The organism is Serratia grimesii NBRC 13537 (genome assembly GCF_001590905.1).
In the GTDB taxonomy this organism is placed as follows: Bacteria; Pseudomonadota; Gammaproteobacteria; order Enterobacterales; family Enterobacteriaceae; genus Serratia; species Serratia grimesii.
Map to the genome: position 1 here is coordinate 180,301 of NZ_BCTT01000010.1, position 17,548 is coordinate 197,848.

Here is a 17,548-nt window from a genome sequence, read left to right on the forward strand (position 1 = left end):
CTAGTTAGATTCTAGTCCAACATCGGACAGTCGGTTGATAATTTCCGTTAATTTCCTCGGGTTGCCCGCCAGCACACTAACGATCCCAACGTGACCATCACCACCCCCTGCCAAAAATTGGCCGTCAGCGCAGTATCCAGCACCAGGGCAGCAAATACCGCCGACAGCACCGGCGTAAAATAAGACACCGTCGCTAACAACGTCATATTGCCATGCAGAATACCGACGTTCCACGCAGCGTAACCCGCCCCCATCGCGATACCTGCACATAGCAGTGTCAGAGTCACGGGCAAAGTAAACTGCATACCACTTTCGGTGCTAAAGGCGTATTTCAGCCATAACGCAATGGCGGTCAGCGTAATAAACAACACGACACCGTTTTGGCCCTGCGCAATTTTCTTGGTCAGATTGCAATACAGTGCCCAAATCACCGCACCGCCAAACGCCAGCGAATAGCTCAGCGGATTGCTACGCACATTATCCAGCATTTGCGTCGGTGACCAGCCGCCCTCGCCGCTCATAATCCAGCCGATACCGAATAATGACAGCAACAATCCTGGCACCAACCACCATTTGGCTTTTTGCCCATTGAACACCAGTGCCATCAGTACGGTAAAACAAGGCCAGAGATAGTTGATCATCCCAACCTCAATGGCTTGCAACCGGGTATTTGCGTAGCCCAGTGACAGTGAAAGACAGATCTCGTAGCTGACAAACAACACGCTGCCGAGGATCAGATAGGCTCGCGGGAAATGGCGAAGATTTGGCAAGCGGAGCACCAGCAGCAGGAAAATCGCGCTGACGCTGTAAATCATCGCCGCACCACCAATGGGCCCCAGTCCCTCGCTAACGCTACGTATTAGGCCAACCACGCTGCTCCACAGCAAGATCGCCAACAGGCCGAGCAAAGTGGCTTTATACGAAACGGGGAGTGAAGACATGGATGTGATCCAATCGGTTATTTTTTATCGGTATTTTCACTCTACTGCCCGGAGGAAAAAAAAGAAAGGCGGGAAACCCGCCTGAGACTGCTGACAAAATGCGCCGTTATTTCATGGTAGAGGCGCTACACACTGCGCCCTATAGCATAATCAATGGTTTAAATGGGGTCGAACAGGTTCGACCCCGGCCGATTTGCCCTTCCATGGGTTCATCAACAACCTTATTGCTGCGGTTGTCGTTCCAGCTGCGGTGGTGGCTGGCGGAAACGCCGAGTAAGGTACGCCAGGTAACCAAAGCCCAGAACTGCCCAGATCAATCCCATGGTTAGCGAGCTTTTTTCCAGATTCAACCAGAGTACGCCCACCGTCAGGGCCCCCACCAGCGGCAGGAACAGGTAATTGAAATGGTCCTTCCACGATTTGTTACGGCCCTCGCGGATATAGAAATGACTTATCACCGACAAATTGACGAAGGTGAACGCCACCAGCGCACCGAAGTTGATCAACGCCGTGGCCGTGACCAGATCGAATGACAACGCAGACAACGCCACCAGCCCAACCAACAACACGTTTAATGACGGTGTGCGCCACTTCGGATGGATATAGCCAAAATACTTTTCCGGGAATACGTTATCGCGCCCCATCACATATAACAGCCGTGAGACGCTGGCGTGTGAGGCCAGGCCGGACGCCAACGTGTTAATAAAGGTGACACACAGGAAAATCGATTGGAACAGCTTGCCGCCCACATACAGCGCGATTTCTGGCAATGCCGCATCTGGCTGGTGGAAGCGTTGAATCGAAGGGAAAAACAGCTGAATAAAGAACGATACGCTGATGAAAATCACCCCGCCATACAGCGCAGTCAAGAATATGGCTCGCGGAATCACCTTGGCGGCGTCAGGTGTTTCTTCACATAACGTGGTGACCGCATCAAAGCCAAGGAATGAAAAACACAGAATAGTAGCACCGGTAATAATCGGCAACAGATGCGCGTTCTCACTCACGAACGGTTGTAGACTCCACACGGTACCTAACCCTTCGCCACTGTGCAGGCCGCGCACCACCAGGAAAATAAACACCACAATGATGGCAACCTGGGCCAGAACAAACAAAGTATTGAAGTTAGCCACCAGATTGACACTTTTCAGGTTGATGGCGGTAATGATGATCACAAAACCCACCACCCACACCCATGGCGGCACTTCCGGAAACAATGCTGTCAGGTAGATTTTTGCCAACAGCGTATTAATCATCGGCAGGAACAGATAATCGAGTAACGAGGACCATCCCACCAAAAAGCCGACGTGCGGATTGATGGCTTTTTGCGCATAGGTATAGGCGGAACCCGCCGTCGGAAACTGCCGCACCAGTTTGCCGTAGCTGATGGCCGTAAAGAGTACGCCAGCCAGTGCCAGCAGATAAGAGGCCGGTACGTGACCGTCGGTCAGGCCGGAAACAATACCGAAGGTGTCAAATACGGTCATCGGTGTCAGATAAGCCAGGCCCATCATCACCACTTGCCACAGTTTCAGGGATTTACGCAATTGCGGCTTGGCCGCTTCATTACCGTTAATGGTATTAATCGTCATGGCTCTTCCCCTCTTTGTCCTCTGCTGGTAACTGTTTAGCGTCATTCAGAGAGGCCGCGGGGAAACTGCTGCTCAGGCGGCGGGAGGGACGAGACAACGACAGGCAAAACCGGACAGCAAATGGTCCGTATTTACTGCGGCTCAGACACACGTCCGAGCATACTGGTGGTTGAGTTATGGCAGTCATGATTATTTCCTCGCTGGCGTCCTGTACGCCAAAATGGAAGAAATGCTGTACCGCTGCGCGCAGCTTCGCAGGCCACAGGATAGCCGGCGGAATGCGCCAGACGCGCGCGGTATGATGGGCATTGAGCGGGTCAGGCGTTTTTCAGCATCCACTCGATTTCGGTTTCGGTGATCAGGCGCTCAAATTGCACCAGCTCATCCGTCTTACAGGCCAGGTAAACATGGCTGAACCTTTCACCCAGCAGCGCAGTCAGTACCGGCTGATGTTCAAATTCGTATAGCGCATCGCTTTGGCGAATCGGGAACGGCAAGCCTTCCTGCTCCAACCCATTACCGGTTACCGGTTCTTGCAGAGGCAACGTCGTTTCCAGCCCATAGACAATGCCCGCCAAAATCGTCGCCATCACCAGATAAGGGTTGGCATCGGCACCGGCCACACGATACTCCACGCGGTGGCTGTCACGATCGCCACAGGGAATGCGCAGTGCCACAGTGCGGTTGTTGTGGCCCCAGGACGCCTGAGTGGGTACGTACATGCCCGGTTGGAAACGACGATAGGCGTTAACGTTCGGTGCCAGTAACGCAATAGAAGAAGGCATCAGGGCAATCATTCCCGCCAGAGCCTGTTTCAGTAATGCGGAGTCTTCACCGTCTTCATCCGCCAGAACGTTATTGCCCTGCCTGTCCAGTATGCTGATATGTACATGCATACCACTGCCAGCGTGCTCTTCGTACGGCTTGGCCATAAAGGTGGCTTGCATGTTGTGGTTTTCCGCCACCATGCGGATCAAGCGTTTTAGCGCCAGCGCATGGTCACAGGCTTGTAGAACGTTGTCGGTATGGTGCAGGTTGACTTCAAATTGGCCGGGGGAGGCTTCCGCCACGGCACCATCCGCCGGTAATCCCTGCATACGCGCCAGTTCATCAATCTCACTGAGCACATCGGCAAAGTGATTGAGGTTATCGACGGAATACACCTGGCTCTGGGTGTTGCGTTCCTGAGTCCCTGGCGCGCATGGCGGCTGAAGATAGCCTTCCGAATCGCGCTGGCGATCGATGAGATAGAACTCCAACTCTACCGCTACTACGGGGGATAGCCCGCGCTGACGCAAACGCTGCCACACTCGGTTCAGCACATTGCGCGGTTCAACGTCAAAGGGAGTACCATCTTCATCCAACATGGTGAGCAGTACCTGGCCGATGTATTGCGGATCCGCCGCTGACGGCGTCAATGTCCCCAATACCGGCACACAGATATGATCCGGCTCGCCCAGCTCCTGCCCCAATCCAGCTTCTTCGACCACATTACCGAGAATGTCCATCGCGAAAACCGATGCAGGGAAGTAACACCCTTTCTCCAGTTTACTCAACCCACCGACCGGAATGCGCTTGCCACGGAAGCTGCCGTTAAGATCAGTCAGCAGAACGTCAACGTGCTGAGTTAATGGATAACGCTCCAGGTACTTCTTCACTTCACGCTGGAACGCGCTACTTCGCTTTTCTTCATGATGCTGAACAAAGTTTTCCACTTCTACTATGTTGGTCTGCATGATTCACCCGCCATGTATGTTTTTGTCTGTGGTTCTCACACTTATTGTCGTCGATGTTTTTTGACCATCTTGCTCAATATAATGTCCACCAATGAAACATAGATGCAACAAAATTGTTTTGCAAGTGTTACTTTGAGTTTGAATATTGCCCATTTGACTGCTAGATTTATAAAATATTGAACGAAAACGGCAGTGGAGAAGCTTATCGTTCATAATTTCGAACATACCAAGGGGATAGCATGGGCAATATATTTAACAGGCCAGTGGTCGGTGTAGTGATGTGCAGGTATAGGTTAAACGGGCACCTCACTCAGACCTTGCAAGAAAAGTACCTAAATGCCGTCGTGGCCGCTGGAGGGTTGCCAATCGCCCTGCCGCACGCACTCGCGGAGCCGAAACTGCTGGATGAATTGCTGCCTCACCTCGACGGCATTTTATTGCCCGGCAGCCCCAGTAATGTGCAGCCGCACCTTTATGGTGAAAACGGCGATGAGCCTGACGCCGATCCTGGGCGAGATGAATTGAGCCTGGCGTTAATCCGCCATACGCTCGACAGGCGCATTCCCCTTTTCGCCATTTGCCGCGGCATGCAGGAAATGGTGGTTGCCACCCAAGGCACCCTCCACCGTCGACTGTTTGAATTGCCTGAGCTGCTCGAACACCGAGAAGATCACGACCTACCGCTTGAACAACAATACGCCCCTGCCCACGAAGTCATCGTTCAGGAAGGCGGATTACTCTCGCAACTGATACCGGATTGCAACAGATTCTGGGTGAATTCACTGCATGGACAAGGGGCTAAAAACCTGGGGCCCGGCGTACGTATTGAGGCCCACGCCGCTGATGGTCTGGTAGAAGCCATCAGCCTACGTGATCAGCCCTTTGCGCTGGGTGTGCAGTGGCACCCAGAATGGAACAGTGAAGAGTACGCCCTGTCGCGTCTGTTGTTTGAAGGTTTCATTAGCGCTTGCCGGAACTATCAAAAGGAAAAACGCCCATGAGCGATGTCAGCTTGGCACCGGGAAAACGCCTGTCACAAATCCGCCAACAACTGGGATTGTCGCAGCGCCGCGCGGCCGAACTGTCTGGATTAACCCACAGCGCCATTAGCACCATCGAACAGGACAAAGTCAGTCCGGCCATCAGCACCTTACAAAAGCTGCTGACGGTGTACGGGCTGTCACTGTCGGCGTTCTTCGCCGAGCCGGAAAAACCGGATGAACCACAAATTGTTATCGACAGTCAGGATCTGATCGAAATTGGCAGTCAGGGCGTGTCGATGAAATTGATCCACAACGGCGACCCCAACCGCACTCTGGCGATGATGATCGAAACCTATGAGCCGGGTACCACCACCGGCGAACGTATTAAGCATCAGGGGGAAGAGATTGGCACCCTGCTGGAAGGCGAAGTGGTGTTGCAGGTCAATGGGCAGGCTTATCACCTGCTTGCTGGCCAGAGCTACGCCATCAACACCGGCATTCCCCACAGTTTCAGCAACACGTCGGCGCGGATTTGCCGGATTATCAGCGCCCATACGCCGACGACATTCTGATCAACGGAGCAAGGCATGGACTTCCACCATCTACAGTATTGGCAACAACGGGCGCAAGCCCTGAATATTGAGAACCGACTGTTTATCAATGGCCGCTATCAGCAGGCCGCCGAAGGCCAAACCTTTGCCGTGGAGGATCCTGCCGGGCAATGCGAGTTGACGCAGGTATCCCGAGGCAGCAGCGTAGATATTGATCTGGCGGTCAGTGCGGCGCGTGCGGTGTTTGAACGTGGCGACTGGTCACGGGCCGCGCCTGCGCAGCGCAAAGCCACCTTATTGCAGTTGGCGACGTTGATGGAACAGCATCAAGAGGAACTGGCGCTGTTGGAGACGTTGGATACCGGTAAGCCCATTCGCCACAGCCTGCGTGACGATGTGCCTGGCGCCATCCGCTGCTTGCGTTGGTATGCCGAGGCGATAGACAAGGTTTATGGCGAAATCGCCCCCACCGCGAGCGATGCACTGGCGTTAATCGAACGCGAACCCATTGGCGTAGTAGGTGCCATCGTACCCTGGAATTTCCCGCTCTTGTTAGCCTGCTGGAAGCTCGGTCCAGCGTTGGCTACCGGCAACAGTGTGATTCTCAAGCCCTCTGAAAAATCCCCACTGACGGCGATCTATCTGGGCAAACTGGCGCAACAGGCAGGCTTACCAGACGGCGTGCTGAATATTGTCCCCGGCTACGGCAACGATGCCGGTAAGGCATTGGCACTTCACAATGACGTAGACGCCCTCACTTTCACCGGATCCACGCAGGTCGCCAAGCAACTGATGATCTACGCCGGCCAATCCAACATGAAACGGGTATGGCTGGAAGCCGGTGGTAAAAGCGCCAATATTATCTTTGCCGACTGCCCTGACCTGGATAAAGCGGCGCAGAGTGCCGCAGCGGGCATTTTCTATAATCAGGGGCAAGTGTGCATTGCCGGCACTCGGCTATTGGTTGAAGAGAGCATTCAACAAGAATTCTTGCAAGCACTGCGCCGACATGCCGCAGCATTCACCCCCGGCAATCCGCTCGATCCTGCAACGGTGATGGGCACATTGATCGACCAAGGCCACTGCGAGAAGGTCGCGGACTATATCGAACAAGGCTTGAGTCAAGGTGCGATGCTGTTCCTTGATGGGCGTGAACACCCGCAGCCTGGTCACGCGGGCTACCTTGGCCCGACCATTCTCACTCAGGTTGATAATGCCATGAGCGTTGCACGCGATGAGATCTTCGGCCCGGTGCTGGCCGTCACGCTATTCAACGGCGAACAACACGCCATACAACTGGCCAACGACAGCGACTACGGGCTGGGGGCTGCGCTCTGGACGCGCGATCTGTCCCGAGCACACCGTCTGGCTCGCCAGTTAAAAGCCGGTACGGTGTTCATCAATAACTACAACGACGGCGATATGACCGTACCCTTCGGGGGTTATAAGCAAAGCGGCAATGGACGCGACAAATCGCTGCATGCGCTGGATAAATTCACCGAACTGAAAACCACCTGGATTTCGCTGGAATAAGGGCAGATACCATGACTGAACACGTAAAAAGTTATTATGCGGCCTCGGCCAACAGCCACGCGCCCTATCCACAGTTGAGTGAGTCGATTGAATGCGACGTTTGTATCGTCGGTGGCGGCTACACAGGCCTGTCCTCAGCGCTGTTTCTGGTGGAAGCCGGCTACAACGTCGTCCTGCTGGAATCGGCCCGTATTGGCTTTGGCGCTAGCGGCCGCAACGGCGGTCAATTGGTGAATTCCTACAGCCGCGATATCGACGTGATAGAACAGCGCTATGGCCCTGAAAGCGCCCGCGTGCTCGGCAGCATGATGTTTGAGGGCGCAGAGATCATTCGCAGTCGTATCAAGCAATACGCCATCGAATGTGACTATCGCCCTGGTGGGATCTTTGCCGCACTGAACAACCGGCAATATCATGCACTGATAGAGCAAAAACAAAACTGGGAACGTTACGGTAACACGCAACTGGAACTGCTGGATGCTGGGCGGATCCGCCAAGAGGTCAATAGCGATCGCTACGTCGGTGCGCTGCTCGATCACAGCGGTGGCCATATTCATCCGCTGAATCTGGCGCTCGGGGAAGCCGAAGCCGTTCGCTTGCAAGGCGGACGGATCTTCGAACAGTCTGCGGTCACCAACATCTTACACGGTGACCCGGCTATCGTCAGCACGGCCAATGGGCAGGTAAAAGCGCGTTATGTGATCGTGGCTGGTAACGCCTATCTCGGCGATAAGCTGGAGCCAAGACTGGCTAAACGCAGCATGCCGTGCGGCACACAGGTGGTGGCCACCGAGCCGTTGGCACCTGAAGTGGCCCAGTCGCTGATCCCACAGAATTACTGCGTCGAGGACTGTAACTATCTGCTGGATTATTACCGCATTACCGGTGATAACCGCCTGCTGTATGGTGGTGGCGTGGTGTACGGTGCCCGCGATCCGGACGATATCGACAATCTGATCCGCCCCAAACTGCTAAAAACCTTCCCGCAGTTGAAAGGGGTAAATATCGACTACCGCTGGACAGGCAATTTCCTGTTGACGCTGTCACGTATGCCGCAATTCGGCCGTCTTGAAAATAACGTGTATTACATGCAGGGCTACAGTGGCCACGGCGTGACCTGTACTCATTTAGCGGGCAAGTTGATTGCGGAGTTAATGCGGGGCGATGCGGAACGCTTTGACGCCTTTGCCAAGCTGCCACACCTGCCGTTCTTCGGCGGCCGCAACCTGCAAATTCCTTTCACCGCGATTGGTGCAGCTTACTACCAACTGCGAGATCGGATTGGCGTGTAACATTCACAGGCCCGGCAACACCGGGCCTGACCATTACTGATTAAACAATTTTCGGTTGGCCGTCTGAGGCTGTCGCCCCACCATCAACCGGGATGTTGGCACCATTGATAAAGCTAGCGTCGTCACTGGCCAGGAACGCCATAACTGCAGCCACTTCCTCGGGTTCAGCAGCGCGGCCCAACGCAATACGTTCGTTAAACTTGTCGCGGATCTCCTGCGGCCAGCCATTGGTCATATTGGTTTTTACCAGGCTTGGGCACACTGAGTTCACCCGTACGCCATCACCGCCGTGATCCAGCGCCATCGCACGAGTCAGGTTAACCACCGCCCCTTTCGCCGCACAGTAATACGCTGCACCCCAGTCGCCACCCAGACCAGAGACCGAAGCGGTATTCACGATACAGCCTTTGGTTTTCAGCAAATGCGGCATAGCGAATTTGGAACAGAACACAACACCATCGATATCCACGCCTGCAATGCGGCGCCAGTCAGCCACGCTGGTTTCCAACACGCTGCCTGCCACGTGCACACCGGCATTGTTCAATAACACGTCGATGCGACCCAATTTTTCCGCCACGTCGTTCATCATCTTTTCAACCGCAACGTGATCGGAAACATCGATATGCACCGCCAATGCCTTGCCTTTTGGCAGTGATGCAGCGACCTTGTCTACTGCATCCTTCGCCCAGTCGGCCAGCACAACTGTTGCCCCTTCGGCAGAGAATCGGCGTGCTGCTGCTTCCCCCATCCCATTGCCAGCCCCGGTGATCACGACCACTTTATTGTCGAAACGCATAAGAACTCCTCCATGTGAATGTATTTTTATAAGTCATACAAATCCTGATTAAATCCGAGGATAAAACTCATGGGCGGTAAGGGCGAGTCAAAACGTGCGGTTTTCTAATCAAAAAGAGGTATTCACTGTAAATTCAATGCGCCAGGGTAACCATAATCGGAATTAAGCCAACTCTTTGATGCAGTTAATAAAATAATCATGCGTGATTATTTTTAAGCTGTATTATCAACAATAAATAAGTTTAGTGACTGTCCTATGTTTCATCTGACCGGTAAGCAACTGTTATAGAAAAACCGGGCCGCGTCTTGGGCAGCCCGGAGTTGCCTATTTTTTATCAATAGGTACAACCAACAGATCGATATTCAGCTTGTTGATCGCCTGGCGTGTCGACGACATTAATCGGCTCCAGATATCGTGATGGTGACCAAAGATGATCAGATCAAAACCTTTGTCCTTTGCCGCCCGGTTCAGCTCTTCTGTCAGTTCACCACGCCCAATAATCACCTCTTCAATCGGGTAAGATGACCGTCCCTTAATGGCATTGAGCATATTTTTCACACGTTCAGAAAAGGTGCGATCAGTGTAGTTATATTCACCAACTCCCAGTTCGGCGTAATAGCCGTTATGGTGAATATCGATATAAATCAAGGACAGTTTAGCATTCAGCCCACTAGCCAACCCCGCCCCCTTACCGAGCAGAAATTCAGCGTCTTCACTGAGATCGGTTGCAACAACGATATGTTGATAAGTCATGGTGACTGCCCTCCACATCGAGCCAGTAAACAGGATCGCGCTCCCTGCCATCGGCGTTTCGCATGTCTCTCATGCAACTTAAGTTTAGTTCAGCGATAAAATCGTCGCCCGTCAAAGTCATTGTTCCTCTGATGGGACAATGCACCCTGACTTCACCCATCGCAATGGCAGAGGAATACAACAATGAACACTCCTGATACTGCTGGTGTGACGTCTGAACTTGAGGGGAGTTGGAACCGTGAAGATGCACTGCGATGGACCGAGGTTTACACCAAAACTTCCCGGCGTATCAGTGGTTAATTGAAAGTTATGTTAAAGCGCAGGACGTAGTAAAGAATAGTGAAGTATTAGACGGTCAACAAACCTGACAACCGACCAGCCTGGTGATTGGGTATAAAAAAACCCCGGCCGCAGGCCAGGGTTTTTTATGTTTGCCGGTTACTTTCCCGACCGTCATGTTATGGCGTAAGCGTCCATCCAACACTCCAACCTTACGCAGCCTAAGCACAACTTTTTCACAACAGAAAAATAGACTGAATAATTATAACCAGGGCTCTGGTCACACCAATCTTTTTTACTGTTGCCAATAACCCGCGTTATTGAAATATTTCAAACACAATTATATTTAGATAAACTCCGGGTATTCCCGGAGTTTATTCAGGCAATTATATTATTTCTCATCTGCTCCGGTTTAAACCATCATCGCTATCGCAAGAAATAAATTATTACCTAGATATTATAAAACGACTACGTTGCCGGCAGAAGGACCCTTCTGACCGTTTTCGATAGTGAATTCAACGCGCTGACCTTCATCAAGCGTTTTAAAATCATTGCTCTGGATAGCGGAGAAGTGTACGAACACGTCTTTGCTGCCGTCTGCTGGGGAGATAAAGCCAAAACCTTTACCTGCATCAAACCATTTTACCAAACCAGTCATTTTAGTAGACATAGATATTTCCTTTATATTTTTTTGACACGCCAATATGGCGATAGAGGTCTGTTTTTGTTGGAAACTTATTGGGCACTAAAGAAGGAAATTCGCGGAAGAAGAGGTATCTATGGATATCACTAATACTGAGAACTGCTTTACTAAAACTGCTTTCATAAGGTCTGAACTACAAACCGATGACGCTATTTACACACAGCAAGATTATTTAAGCAAGGAATATTTATTATTATATTTATAAACACCATTTATTATTTATCTACATCAAGCGCTTCAGCCGCGTCCAACAAGGGCCGAGCGGCCCCACAGAAGCAATACCCTTAGCCGATAACCGCGATACCCAGTCGTTCCATCATCTGGAAGACTTGATAACTGTCCAGTTTCACACCTTGCAAATCGGTGCCACGCAGATCCAGTTCACCCAATTCGGAGTTAGTCAGGTCACAGTGTGTAAAGTTGGCTGCACGCCAGTCAAACGATGCGAATTCCCCGCCAGACAGATCGGAGCCGCTAAAAGTCGCACCGAGAATTTGTGCGCTATTCCAGCGGTTTTCCCACAGTTCACACTTCTCCAGCACCACTTTCGAAAAATTGGCATAACTCAGGTTACTTTTGGTGATGTAAGCACTGCAAAACCAGGTGCGCGGCGTGATCATGTTCATAAAGCTGGCGCCACGAAAGTCCGCGCCCTGCGCTCGGCACTCACGGATTTCGATACCAAGCGCACTGGCATTCCTGAAATCTGCCATCGACAGATCGCAGTTTTTAAAGCTGGCGTCCTTCAACAGCGCGCGGCTGAAATTACCGCCTTGCTGGCTCTCACGATCATAAAACTGGCAATCAATAAATTCGGTGCCTGTCAGGTCTGCGCCCGAAAAGTCGCAGTTAATAAAACTGCCGTTTTCAATTTTTTCGCCGGTAAACCGGTTGCGAGCAATCTTTTCACCTTCTAACACCAGTGTCATGCGATACACCTGTTTATTTGTACAGTTAACGGTGCATTATAAGCAGATCCCGGCGTCTAAGAAAAATGCTTTCCCCCTCTCAGAGCACAAAAACACACAATGTAGATCGACAGAATTACGCCAGTTTGACCTGGAGCCGGTTCATGTTAACGCCGACAGACTGCGCTTGCAGTACCCCCTGTTCAATCAACGCGTACAGGCGAAAATTCAGGAAAGTATCGTCAACCCGGTAAGGTGAGTTCACCATCGCGTTGCCCACGACTCTGGAGCCTTGGGTATAGTCGTTCGGGCAATGCTGCAACAATAGCGTATCGTGGAAATCCTGTGTTTTTCCCTGAATTTCACCCTGAGCAAAAATTCGTACCAGTGCATTGTCCTGCAACAGGCGATGCCAATCGGCAGTGAGCATGACTTTATCTTCGGATGTCAACTCGCGCCGCCGGATCCACAAAGCTTCCAGCGTTTCAATCGGGCAGTATCCCGTGATATCACAGCCGACAAGTTCGGTGACATTAACCACAAACACGGAGCGCTCCCCCAGCAAAGGCAATAGCGCCCGCAACATCAATTGCTCATCGGGATTGTCACCAATCCACAAGGTCACCTGCCCACTGACTTCGGCCAGTTGCATTTTCAGGTTTTCCATCGCCATCAGACGCTGGGGGGAAGTGTCCCATTCAGGGGCATGAACAGATTGATGTAAATCTTGAAACCAGCGGGCCCGGGCTTGCAGACCCGGCTCGTCATCCAGTGCACACAGCGGTCCAAATGACAGGGTGTCGGAGAAATCCAGTACGTTCTCTCCCGGGTAAGCCAACCGCACGCAGCCCCCTGACAATGCGATATGCACATCCTTCATCAACGCTCTCCTCACGCTATTCCCCAAGATAATCCTGCGGAGATTTTGACGACTTTTGCATGTTTCCTCTATACCAAATAATCTGATTCTACTTATCAAAATGCGAAAAAAACCGCCCTTGGGCGGTTCATTATCGTTTTCGGAATTTATTTCAACGCTTCCTGAATGGCGTCAGCCATCGGGTCAATGTGCTTTTCAGCGGCCAATCCACGCCCCGTCGGTGGGCGCTGCTGCCTTTCATGGCGAGCCGGCGATATTCTGGCCATCGCTAAACGCCACCTTGACGATGCTAAACTCACGCGTGCGATCAGCATGGACCGTATCGGCAAAGAGACGAGGATAACGTGAATTGACGACCCAAACCTCGCCATCCTTGACGGCCGCCGCAGTGGGTCCATCCAATCCCGGCGGCGTGGCAACCGCGGTAATGCGGGCGCTAGCCCAGCCGTCGGATGAGGAAAGCAGCGTCACATCCCCCGACATACCTCGCCCGGCGCCAGGGAAAGACTGTACCACCACCAGAGTGTCAGGGCTTTTGAGACGTAACCCATCGGGCCCTTTCAAGCGCTGTGGCAGCTTGATTTCGTTTAGCGTGTGCGTTCCATCCAGCGCCACCTTCCACAACAGACCACGGGAATAGTCCCCGGCGATCAGATAGCCATCCGGGTGGTAAACAATGCCGTTGAGATAGGGTTTTGCCCCCGATGCCGCAGTGGTCGTGACGGGCATCAGGCGTTCGGAACGCACCAGTATCGAAACCGCCTTGGTTGTCTGGTCGATTTTATAAATCTGTGGTTGAAAACTATCGGTAACGTAGACATTGCCTTGCGCATCAATGGCCAGATCGTTGGCAAGCGTCGGTCCTTTGCTCAACGGCGAAAAATCATATACATGCTGCAGTGCACCGCTGTCGAGATCAAACTCAAGCACCTGCGCAACGCGATTGCGCATACCAGGTGAAGATTTGAGCGCAATGCCTACATCTTCGTTGCAAACCAGCACGCGGTTGCGCACTGCGTCAACGACAATACCGGAAGTCGTGATTTGTGAACGACCGCCAGCGAAACGCCTGTAGCGCCCGTCCTTATAAACCAGTCCAATCTGCCCGCCACGCAGCGACGAAACCAGAAACGCCCCGGCGCGTTCATTCCAGGCAATGCTCTCAGGATATCCCCCAGCGATATCGGGGACAAAGTTGATAACTTGCACGCCCTTAGTCTGCGCGGCAGCAGCAAAGAACAAGACGAAGCTGAGCAGCAGCGTAATCCCACCAAAGCGCAGCGGTGAAGTTGATGATACGGTGTTCTGGAACATGGCAGGAAACCTGGTAATTAACCGGATCTGCATAGTAGTTTGGGGCTGAAAACAGCACTAGCTGGAAAAAAGGCAATACGCTAATGAAAAAATCACAGCAATCATGCGGTGGGTTGCTCAACGTGGTTCGCCAGCGAAACGGCACAAAAAAACCGCCCTTGGGCGGTTCATTATCGTTTTCGGAATTTATTTCAACGCTTCCTGAATGGCGTCGGCCATCGGGCCAATGTGCTTTTCGGCCGCTTTTAACTGGAAATCAACACCGTTTCCATCGTTGGTATCGGATAACGTAGCCTTAATCAGCTCCAATGCGGCTTGCACTGCCACCAGTCTTTTATGTTGTTCGTCCGTGATCGGTTTGGAACTCATGGTGGCTGGGTAGTATTGCTCTAACATCGCTATCTCCTTGTCATTGCCTTAACGACTAACTTAACAGAATTTAAAGATTTTTCTAATAAGACAAGCCTCTCAGACTGTTCATCAATTTAAGTCCGGTGCAAAGCACAAATCGATAAGGTGAATAAGTGAACTATAATTGGACGAATTGAGATTTTCAGCAGGTGAACCATCATGTCGTTTCAAGGAAGCTGCCATTGCGGTGCTGTCACCTTCACGGTGAACGCCGATCTGCCTCATGAAGCCCTAAGTTGCAACTGTTCAATCTGTCGCCGTAAAGGCTTGTTGCTGGCGTTCTTCCCGATCAACACCTTTGTACTGAACAGCGGTGAAGCCTTACTGCGCGGTTATACCTTCAACAAACACATTATTCAGCACCAATTTGGTCAAACTTGTGGCACCGAGGCTTTTGCCTATGGGAAAGGTCCGGACGGTTCGGAGATGTGCGCCGTCAACCTTCGCTGTGTGCCCGATCTGGCACTCGAGTCGTTGCAAGTCCACCCCTATGACGGCGCCAGCGCCTGAACTGTCATTGCTCGGCAGGCAGCCCTATGGGCTTGCCTGCCTATCCGCCATAACCACCTACAGTGAACTCACACCGGGCACCTCAGCGAAACTCTACCCAACTGGCTCCTGCATCGGCCGACCGCACGCAGTTTTCGACCCAACGCACGCCCATCGCGCCGGCATGCACGTCGGGATACCATAAATCGGCCAGAAACTCCTCGTCGCGTCGATCGCTGGCGTCCATGGCCAATGCAAAACGCCTGTAGAGATTTGACCACGCCTCAAATAATCCTTCCGGATGACCGCCGCCAATACGATCATCCGCCAACGCCATAGGATCCAGATATGGCATGCCACGTTCCAAAATGCGTACTGTTTCCCCCTGTACTTCAAAACGCAGTTGGTTTGGCTGCTCATCCCACCATTCCAGACTCGCCTTTTCGCCGACAACACGTACCTTCTGCCCATGCATCGACCCACTGTTAACCGCCGAACACCACATGGAACCAACAGCACCATTTTCATATTCCATCAGTACATAGGCGTTGTCTTCCAGCGGTGCCCGGGTTTTGACAAAACTCTGGCGGCTGCACATCAGGCGTTTGATCTTAAGCTGCGGCACCATGGTTTCCGACAGGAACAAGGGATGTGTAGCCAAATCACCCAATACATAACTGGGGCCAACAAAGCGTGGATCTACCCGCCAGCGCGTACTGGGGCTTTCTTGTTCCACCGGCGCAGCATGAAACCCATGGGAGAACTGCATGTTAATAATGCGTATTTCACCCAGCAGTCCATCGGCGATCATCTGTCGCGCCTGAAGTATTAACTGGTGCCCGGAGTAGCCATAAGTGACACCGACAATCTTATGCTGCTTTTGGCTCAATTCGACCAGCGACTGTGCCTCATCCGCAGTGAAACACAGCGGCTTTTCACACACCACATGCAAACCGGCCGCCAGTGCCGCCTGACAGATTGCGAAATGAGTATTGTTTGGTGTAGCAATGGAAACCGCCTCGATGCCATCCGCTCTTGCAGCTTCCTCACGAAATAGCGTGGCGTAATCCGGGTAGCAACGTTCCTGCGCCACTCCCAGGCTTTGCCCAAAGCTGCGTCCACGTTGCGCGTCTATGTCAAACGCGCCAGCCAGCAAAGTGAAAGTTCCATCGCGCAGTGCCGCAGAACGATGGATATAGCCGATCTGGCTAGTGCCGCCGCCCCCCACCATCCCCCAACGCAGAGATCTTCCCAAAGGTTTAATGCCGTTGATCATCTCGTCTCTCCTGATTAAAAACCGCAGGTTCGCAAATAATTGAGGCTTTCAGTTACGTCACGCAAACTGCCCTGCGCCTGACGCGGATCGCGTTCTTGCTCAATGGTGATCCAGCCCTGATAACCGCGCACCGCCAACAGTTCGCGCACAGCTGGATAATCAATCGCCCCCTGGCCCAGAGGGCACATAACCCCTTCTGCACAAGCCGTAAAGAAATCCAACCCGCGCACCAATACATCGTGAAATACCTGCGGGTTAACGTCCTTGAAATGCAAATAATCAATGCGCGTAAAGTAACGATCGAGCCAGGTAACGGGATCCATACCTGCGTAATAAAGGTGCCCGGTATCCAGGCACAAACCCGCGGTTTGGTGTGGAATATCGATGGTCAGTTGCTCGATCTCATCGGCAAATTCGATACAGCCCCCTGCATGGGGATGCACAACCGGCCGAACGCCATACTCCTGCCAGGCTATCTCGCTGACGGTAATAATATGGTTCATCATTCTTTGCCAATCGGCTTGCGCCAACCGCGGTGCCAAAGCGGACTGCCCGGCGAATTTAGCCCGTTGTGGATCGCCGAAATCGATGATCACCAAAAACGGTGGCGAGAAATGGGTTTCGCGGATTTGTTGCGCTTTGGCTGACAGTGACAAATTGCAGCAAATGTTATGCGTCAGCTCAAGGATATGGCCAAAGTTATACTCACTGACCAAATCGTCAAAAAGGGTCCCCGCCACCAGCGATAATCCGTGCCGCTGCAACTCGGCATTCAACGTCTGAATCTCCGTCGGTAAATAGCCCCACGGACCTAGCTCTATACTGTGATAGCCTGCTGCGCTCGCCTCCTGCAGCACAGTAGTGTAAGGCGGAAGATAGGGATTGGTAGGGTCATCCACTCCCCAACTGCAGGGTGCATTGGCGATAGGCAAAGTCATCATTTTTGTTCCGTTTCGAGGTGGGCGTGACGTCAGTATCAAACAAACGTTTCGAAACCATCAATGATGAAATTTTCATTTTTTGATAGTGATCGCGTTAATTTAAATCATTTAAATGATAGTTTTTTATCAAAACAAGACAGGACGGCGTATAGACGGTATCAGGAAATTAA

The 17,548-nt window shown here is 52.3% G+C and carries 17 protein-coding genes and 1 pseudogene; 6 read left to right on the plus strand and 12 right to left on the minus strand.

Features of this window, described 5'->3' with window-relative positions; all coding sequences use genetic code 11:
• Nucleotides 1–47: 47 nt before the first annotated feature.
• From yddG to SGR01S_RS12655, 3 genes are all read right to left on the minus strand, one after another.
• On the minus strand, nt 48–941 hold the full coding sequence (gene yddG, locus SGR01S_RS12645; RefSeq protein ID WP_037422381.1) for an aromatic amino acid DMT transporter YddG: 894 nt from the start codon (nt 939–941) through the stop codon (nt 48–50).
• Between the two features lie 221 nt (nt 942–1,162).
• Nucleotides 1,163–2,533, minus strand: coding sequence for an APC family permease (locus tag SGR01S_RS12650; protein ID WP_037422378.1), 1,371 nt, complete (start codon nt 2,531–2,533; stop codon nt 1,163–1,165).
• Nucleotides 2,534–2,850: 317 nt separating this feature from the next.
• Nucleotides 2,851–4,269 (minus strand): glutamine synthetase family protein, encoded by a 1,419-nt coding sequence (locus SGR01S_RS12655; protein ID WP_061807604.1) that lies wholly within the window; start codon nt 4,267–4,269, stop codon nt 2,851–2,853.
• A gap of 239 nt (nt 4,270–4,508) precedes the next feature.
• On the opposite strand from SGR01S_RS12655, the gene puuD reads away from it, so the two are divergent.
• Genes puuD through SGR01S_RS12675 form a run of 4 tightly spaced genes read left to right on the plus strand, consistent with a single transcriptional unit; the run spans nt 4,509 to nt 8,628 of the window.
• Nucleotides 4,509–5,270 (plus strand): gamma-glutamyl-gamma-aminobutyrate hydrolase, encoded by a 762-nt coding sequence (gene puuD, locus SGR01S_RS12660; protein WP_037422372.1) that lies wholly within the window; start codon nt 4,509–4,511, stop codon nt 5,268–5,270.
• Nucleotides 5,267–5,824, plus strand: a complete 558-nt coding sequence (gene puuR, locus SGR01S_RS12665; protein WP_037422370.1) for an HTH-type transcriptional regulator PuuR — start codon at nt 5,267–5,269, stop codon at nt 5,822–5,824. Before puuD ends, puuR begins: the two co-directional genes overlap by 4 nt.
• Nucleotides 5,825–5,839: 15 nt before the next feature.
• Nucleotides 5,840–7,336, plus strand: coding sequence for an aldehyde dehydrogenase PuuC (gene puuC, locus SGR01S_RS12670; protein WP_061807605.1), 1,497 nt, complete (start codon nt 5,840–5,842; stop codon nt 7,334–7,336).
• A gap of 11 nt (nt 7,337–7,347) precedes the next feature.
• Nucleotides 7,348–8,628, plus strand: coding sequence for an NAD(P)/FAD-dependent oxidoreductase (locus SGR01S_RS12675; RefSeq protein ID WP_037422365.1), 1,281 nt, complete (start codon nt 7,348–7,350; stop codon nt 8,626–8,628).
• Nucleotides 8,629–8,668: 40 nt separating this feature from the next.
• Here the strand turns inward: SGR01S_RS12675 and budC are convergent, their stop codons facing one another.
• Together budC and SGR01S_RS12685 are read right to left on the minus strand one after the other, a co-directional pair.
• Entirely contained in the window at nt 8,669–9,424 is a 756-nt protein-coding gene (gene budC, locus SGR01S_RS12680; protein ID WP_061807606.1) for a meso-2,3-butanediol dehydrogenase, read from the minus strand.
• A 324-nt stretch (nt 9,425–9,748) separates the two neighbouring features.
• Entirely contained in the window at nt 9,749–10,177 is a 429-nt protein-coding gene (locus tag SGR01S_RS12685) for a universal stress protein (RefSeq protein ID WP_061807607.1), read from the minus strand.
• Nucleotides 10,178–10,372: 195 nt separating this feature from the next.
• Here SGR01S_RS12685 and SGR01S_RS23750 point away from each other — a divergent pair.
• Nucleotides 10,373–10,545, plus strand: a pseudogene (locus SGR01S_RS23750) (hydrolase); the annotation flags it as partial.
• Between the two features lie 368 nt (nt 10,546–10,913).
• On the opposite strand, the gene cspE reads toward SGR01S_RS23750, so the two are convergent.
• The 5 genes from cspE to SGR01S_RS12710 all read right to left on the minus strand — a co-directional run bounded on the left by cspE (nt 10,914) and on the right by SGR01S_RS12710 (nt 14,657).
• Nucleotides 10,914–11,126, minus strand: a complete 213-nt coding sequence (gene cspE / locus SGR01S_RS12690) for a transcription antiterminator/RNA stability regulator CspE (RefSeq protein ID WP_012006483.1) — start codon at nt 11,124–11,126, stop codon at nt 10,914–10,916.
• A gap of 317 nt (nt 11,127–11,443) precedes the next feature.
• A complete protein-coding gene (locus SGR01S_RS12695) occupies nt 11,444–12,088 on the minus strand; it encodes a Qnr family pentapeptide repeat protein (protein WP_061807608.1) in 645 nt (214 codons plus the stop codon).
• 115 nt (nt 12,089–12,203) lie between these two features.
• A complete protein-coding gene (locus tag SGR01S_RS12700; RefSeq protein ID WP_061807609.1) occupies nt 12,204–12,947 on the minus strand; it encodes a DUF3658 domain-containing protein in 744 nt (247 codons plus the stop codon).
• A gap of 237 nt (nt 12,948–13,184) precedes the next feature.
• Complete coding sequence (locus SGR01S_RS12705) at nt 13,185–14,261, minus strand: SMP-30/gluconolactonase/LRE family protein (protein WP_061807610.1); 1,077 nt, start codon at nt 14,259–14,261, stop codon at nt 13,185–13,187.
• Nucleotides 14,262–14,447: 186 nt separating this feature from the next.
• Nucleotides 14,448–14,657, minus strand: coding sequence for a hypothetical protein (locus SGR01S_RS12710; protein WP_037422351.1), 210 nt, complete (start codon nt 14,655–14,657; stop codon nt 14,448–14,450).
• A gap of 174 nt (nt 14,658–14,831) precedes the next feature.
• Between SGR01S_RS12710 and SGR01S_RS12715 the strand changes: the two genes are divergently transcribed.
• Complete coding sequence (locus tag SGR01S_RS12715; RefSeq protein ID WP_061807611.1) at nt 14,832–15,182, plus strand: GFA family protein; 351 nt, start codon at nt 14,832–14,834, stop codon at nt 15,180–15,182.
• A gap of 82 nt (nt 15,183–15,264) precedes the next feature.
• Here the strand turns inward: SGR01S_RS12715 and SGR01S_RS12720 are convergent, their stop codons facing one another.
• Entirely contained in the window at nt 15,265–16,437 is a 1,173-nt protein-coding gene (locus SGR01S_RS12720) for a Gfo/Idh/MocA family protein (RefSeq protein ID WP_061807612.1), read from the minus strand.
• A 14-nt stretch (nt 16,438–16,451) separates the two neighbouring features.
• A complete protein-coding gene (locus tag SGR01S_RS12725; RefSeq protein ID WP_061807754.1) occupies nt 16,452–17,375 on the minus strand; it encodes a TIM barrel protein in 924 nt (307 codons plus the stop codon).
• Between the last annotated feature and the right edge of the window lie 173 nt (nt 17,376–17,548).